Annotated in this window: 4 protein-coding genes, 2 tRNA genes and 2 pseudogenes; all 8 read left to right on the forward strand. The window is 72.0% G+C overall.

Annotation, left to right across the window (positions count from 1 at the left end):
* Nucleotides 1–321: pseudogene (locus tag AB0I68_RS32120) on the forward strand (RNA helicase); the annotation flags it as partial.
* Nucleotides 322–476: 155 nt separating this feature from the next.
* Nucleotides 477–549: transfer RNA gene (locus AB0I68_RS32125), tRNA-Lys, on the forward strand.
* 54 nt (nt 550–603) lie between these two features.
* The gene (locus AB0I68_RS32130) at nt 604–1,497 is read left to right on the forward strand and encodes a 2OG-Fe dioxygenase family protein (RefSeq protein WP_363180889.1); all 894 of its coding nucleotides are present in this window, start codon (nt 604–606) and stop codon (nt 1,495–1,497) included.
* Nucleotides 1,498–1,607: 110 nt separating this feature from the next.
* Nucleotides 1,608–1,955: pseudogene (locus AB0I68_RS32135) on the forward strand (GNAT family N-acetyltransferase); the annotation flags it as partial.
* Nucleotides 1,956–2,115: 160 nt separating this feature from the next.
* A complete protein-coding gene (locus AB0I68_RS32140) occupies nt 2,116–2,214 on the forward strand; it encodes a hypothetical protein (protein ID WP_363180892.1) in 99 nt (32 codons plus the stop codon).
* Between the two features lie 120 nt (nt 2,215–2,334).
* Nucleotides 2,335–2,408: transfer RNA gene (locus AB0I68_RS32145), tRNA-Met, on the forward strand.
* 248 nt (nt 2,409–2,656) lie between these two features.
* Nucleotides 2,657–3,745 carry a PP2C family protein-serine/threonine phosphatase gene (locus AB0I68_RS32150; RefSeq protein WP_363180893.1) on the forward strand — a complete coding sequence of 363 codons (1,089 nt, stop codon included), beginning with the start codon at nt 2,657–2,659 and terminating at the stop codon, nt 3,743–3,745.
* A 302-nt stretch (nt 3,746–4,047) separates the two neighbouring features.
* Nucleotides 4,048–5,058, forward strand: coding sequence for a M23 family metallopeptidase (locus AB0I68_RS32155; protein ID WP_363180890.1), 1,011 nt, complete (start codon nt 4,048–4,050; stop codon nt 5,056–5,058).
* The last annotated feature ends 91 nt before the right edge of the window (nt 5,059–5,149 follow it).

Genomic DNA, 5,149 nt, shown 5'->3' on the forward strand with positions numbered 1-5,149 from the left:
GTCGACCGCGGTGGCGACCGTGGCGGCTTCCGCCGTGACGACCGTCCGTCCGGTGGCTTCCGCTCCGGCGGCAGCGACCGCCCGTCCGGCGGCTTCCGTCGCGACGACCGCCCGTCCGGTGGTTTCAACCGTGACGACCGCGGTGGCGACCGTGGCGGCTTCCGCCGTGACGACCGTCCGTCCGGTGGCTTCCGCTCCGGCGGCAGCGACCGCCCGTCCGGCGGCTTCCGCCGCGACGACCACCGCCCGTCGGGCTCCGGCTCGACCGGCTCCTTCGGCGGCCGCCGCGACGACAAGCCCCGCTGGAAGCGCAACGGCTGACCGCAGCCCCGGCCTTGAGCTGACTGCCTGACAGGGCCCCCACGACACCGTCGTGGGGGCCCTGTCCGCATTTTGTGAGCCGTGACGGGGCCAGTCAGCCGATACTCGATCGGCCGGCCGTTGGTCTCCGGCTATGCTCTGGGGTGAGCACGTGAGGGCCATTAGCTCAATTGGCAGAGCAGCGGACTTTTAATCCGTTGGTTGTCGGTTCGAGTCCGACATGGCCTACCGCTCGCAGGAGCGAGGATCCTTCCTCTGACCTGTGTTGAAGCGCCCCACCCGATGTCTTCGGGTGGGGCGCTTCGCTGTGTCCGCTGCTTCCGGCCAGGTGGGGCTTCGGAGTTCCTCACGACCAGCCCGGCTCGAGGGGGGTGGCGAGCGGGCGGGCCGGGGCGGTGGTGCTCGCCGCGGTCACGAGGGCGAGTTCGCGGTGCCTGGCCGGCAGTGCTCGTACCGATCACGGCGATCAGGGCGGCGCCGGTGACGGTCCGGCACCGGCGTCCACCGCATCGACATCCCCTCCGCCACCGAGGACCCCGCCGCGTACGTCACCGCGCTCCTCGAAGTGGCCGGCGACCGCGACCCGTTCGACGTGCTCGCCAAGACCCCCGTCTGGGCGGCGCAGCTCTTCGCCGACGGGGGCCCGCCACCGGCGAACTCGCCCCGCTCGACCACGTCGCGTACTACCAGGGCGAGGCCATGAACGCCTTCGTCGGCGGCATCGAGCGCCACTTCGGCGACGTCGAGGAGTCGACGTACCGCAACCCGCTCTTCCAGGCCCTGGTCCGCTACGACTTCGACAACCTGCCGGTCGAGGACGAGTACCGCGACCGCGCCCGGGTCTGCCAGATCCACCAGATCCGCATCGAGATCAACCCGGGCAAGTACAACGAGCTGGTCCCGGAGGGCATCCACTCGGACGGCTACCCGTGGGCCGGCCTGCACCTCATCTCCCGCGTCGATGTCGAGGGCGGCCACAGCACCGTCTTCACCTGGGACGAGGAGCCGCTCGCCAAGGGCACCTTCCTCACCCCGCTCGACTCCCTGATCTTCGAGGACCGTGCGATGGAGCACCACGTCACGGGGCTGAGCGCGGCCGAGGACAAGGGCGGCTACCGCGACGTCCTCGCGATCTCCTTCTCCCTGCCCGGCTCTCCGTACGAGACGCTGGTCTGATGAGCGCCGCAGCTCTGGCGCTCGAGGGGCCGCACGTACTGGTCGGGCCGTACACGCCCCAGGCGCCCGCCGCACCGGCCGCACCCGCCGCCCCGGCGGTGTCCGCGGCGATGACGGCGGCCGACGTCCCGCAGGTGATCGAGCTGCTGCGGGCCGCGCCGCAGGCCGCGTACTGCGAATGGGAGGACGAGAGGCTGCTCTCCGGGCACCTCGCCCACTCCTCCGACCTGTGCCGGGTGATCCGCACCCCCTCGGGCCGGGTCGTCGCGGCGCTGCCCGCCGGCTCGTTCGGCGTACGGGGAAGCATCAGCCACGCGGTGGTCGACCCCGGCCACCGCAGGCTGGGGCTGGCCCGGGTGATGGCGGTCGACACCCTGGCGGCCTTCCGCCGCCGCGGGGTCAACCGGATCTTCCGCGCGGTCCTCGACGGGAACGGGGCCGCGACCGCCCTCTGGACGGGCCTGGGCTTCCGCCCGGCCCGGGGAGAGAGGACCTTCGACACAACCCCCCGGCCCCGGCGCACCACGCCGCGCCGGGCCCCCCGGGGCGGGCGCGGCCGGGGCGGCCGCACCACGCCCCGGCCCGCGCCGCCTGGGCAACTACGCCCTCTGGCCGGCGGTGCCGACCCTGCTGCTCGCCTGGCGCACCCGGAACTTCTACCTCACGATCGCCTTCGGCATCGGAACCCTGGCCCTGCTCCGCCTGATCACCGGCTGAAGGAAGCCGTCTTCCACCGTTCTACGCGGCTCTGACCTGCGGATATACCGGTTCTGAGAGTGGCCGGGAGGTTAATTGGCGCAAGTCCTCTCCCCGATGACGTAGAGTTGTGTTTACCGACGCGGGGTGGAGCAGCTCGGTAGCTCGCTGGGCTCATAACCCAGAGGTCGCAGGTTCAAATCCTGTCCCCGCTACTCAGTACGAAGGCCCGGTTCCCTTTGGGGAACCGGGCCTTCGTCGTTCCCCGGCGCGCCCTCACCCGATCGGCCCGGGCCGGGTCGCCGTACGGCCCCTGCTGCGGCCAGTCTTGAGGGCGAGGCGGCAGCGGCCCGCACCCGTGTGAGGGACCGGGCAGGAGAGCAGCGTGGTGGGGCTGGGTCAGCAGAACGGCGGCGAGCGCGTGCACGGCGCCGGAAGCGGTGCGGCCCGGAAGGCGGTCCGGATGCTCCCGGCCACGCTGATCGCGCTCGGCCTGGCCTTCGACCTGGTGACCCCGCCCAGCTACACGGGGTCTCCTTTCTTCTCCGCGGCCCCGCTGATCGCCGCCCCGCTGTTCACCCTCTGGGTCACGGCCTTCACCGGCATGCTGGCCTCGCTCGCGGTGGTCCTGCTGCACGTCCTCAACAGCACCACCTGGAGGGTCGAGGCGCTGACCGAGCTGGTGACCGTGGTGACCGTCTCCGGGCTCGCGGTCCTGATCAACCGGGTCGTACGGCGCAGCGGCGAGCAGCTCGCCTCGGCGCGCGGGATCGCGGAGGCCGCCCAGCGCGCCGTGCTGCCTACGCCCGCCGAGCGCATCGCGGGCCTGCACGTCTGTGCCCGGTACGAGGCCGCGCAGGCCGACGCGTTCATCGGAGGTGACCTGTACGCCGTCCAGGACACCCCGTACGGAGTGCGGCTGGCGGTGGGCGACGTACGGGGCAAGGGGCTGGGGGCCGTGGAGGCCGTGGCGGTGGTCCTCGGGGCCTTCCGGGAGGCGGCGGAGACGGAGCCCACGCTCGAGGGCGTGGCGCAGCGGCTGGAGCGGGCGCTGGCCCGGGAGGGCACCCGGCGCGACAGCCTGGACGCGGTGGAGGGGTTCACGACCTGCGTGCTCGGTGAGATCCCGGCGGGCGCGCAGGTGCTGCGCCTGGTCAACCGGGGCCATCCCGAGCCGCTGCTGCTGTACGCGGACGGGAGCCTGGCGGTCCTCGCCCCGGCGGAACCGGCGCTGCCGCTGGGCATGGGGGTGCTGGCCGAGGCCTGGCCGGACCGGGTCGAGGAGTGGGCCTTCCCGGCCGGGTCCACCCTGTTGCTGTACACGGACGGGCTGACCGAGGCCCGGGATGCGGCGGGGGTCTTCTACGATCCGGCGACCCGGCTGCGCGGGCGGGTCTTCCCCGGGCCCGGCGAGCTGCTCGGCGCGCTCAGCAGCGATGTGCGCCGGCACACGGGCGGCGGGACGACGGACGACATGGCGCTGCTCGCGGTGGGCCGGCCGGGGGCGGGTCGGCCGCACCGGCGGCGGACCGTACGCGTGATCGCCCCGTGATCGTATCGTGACGCTGCGTAAGTGAAGAGGTGCACTCCGAAGGGTTTATGACGGCCCGTCAAGATGCGGGTGTGGCTGGAGAGATATGGATCTTGTTTGATTTTTGCCCGAGTTGATCCGTATAAATGACATTAGTGGCGGCCAAGGCGGCACAGGGAGTGGCTGATTGCCGCTAACGATCAATCGCAACAGCTTGGAATCACTCCCCTCCGTCTATTACCGTTCGATAACGCAGCGCGGTCGTCCCAGCCGTCGCAAGAGACGGCGCCGTGCGCGTGCGTGTCCATGAGGAGTGTGGCCCGGTGGCCTCCAACTCGCCTGCCCCCGAAGGCATCGAACTCCAGGAACCGCCTACCGCGGGTGCCTGGGGTGAGTGGAACCCCACCGAGGACTCGGCCCGCCCGCCCCGCGGCAAGCACCGGGTCGTCAAGCAGCGCGGAGGGCTTGCCCGCAGCTCCACCGTGCTCGGCGTCGGCGTCATCGCGGCAGTCGGCGCGAGCGGCATCGCCACCGCACAGGACCGGCCCCAAGTCGCCATCTCCATACCCTCGTTGCCCGACTTCGGCCTGGGCGGCTCCGGGGGCGACGCGCACCACGCGGACGCCGAGGGCCCCGCGGCGGGCGCCGGAGCCTCCGCGAAATCGACCGGCGTCATGGCGGCGCAGGCCGGGCACGCCGACGCCGGTGAGATCCTGCTGGGCCGCATCCTCCAGCAGGCCGAGTCCCAGGAGAGCGCCGCCGAGGCCCAGACCCGGGCGCAGACCGAGCGCGCCGCGCAGGAGGCCGCCGCCGCGGAGGCCAAGGCCAAGCGGGAGGCCGCCCAGAAGCAGGCCGAGGACACCCGCCTGGCCGCCGAGAAGGCGGCCAAGGAGGCCGCCGAGGCCAAGGCCGAGGAGGCGCGGCTCGCCCAGCTCGCCGGCAGCTACTCCCTCCCCACCTCGGCCTACACCCTCACCTCGCACTACGGCGACTCCGGTTCCATGTGGTCCTCCGGCTACCACACCGGCCTCGACTTCGCGGCCCCGACCGGTACCCCCGTCAAGGCCGTCGCCGGCGCGAAGATCACCTCGGCCGGATGGTCCGGGGCGTACGGCTACCGGATCGTGCTGGAGCTCGAGGACGGTACGGAGATCTGGTACTGCCACCTGTCCTCGATGTCGGTGACCTCCGGCTCGGTCACCGCGGGCGAGACCATCGGCCGCGTCGGCGCCACCGGCAACGTCACCGGACCCCATCTCCACCTGGAAGTACGCAAGGGCGGCTCGACGATGGACCCGCTGGCATGGCTGGAGTCCAAGGGCCTGAGCGTCTAGATGAATGAGTCCAAGGGGTGTGGTTGCGGTCAGTGATCGTAGGCAGTCAGTGATCGTTTGACGGGTTGTCCGGTCCTGTCGTTGAACCAGA

Source organism: Streptomyces sp. NPDC050448, from assembly GCF_040655295.1.
Taxonomy (GTDB): Bacteria; Actinomycetota; Actinomycetes; order Streptomycetales; family Streptomycetaceae; genus Streptomyces.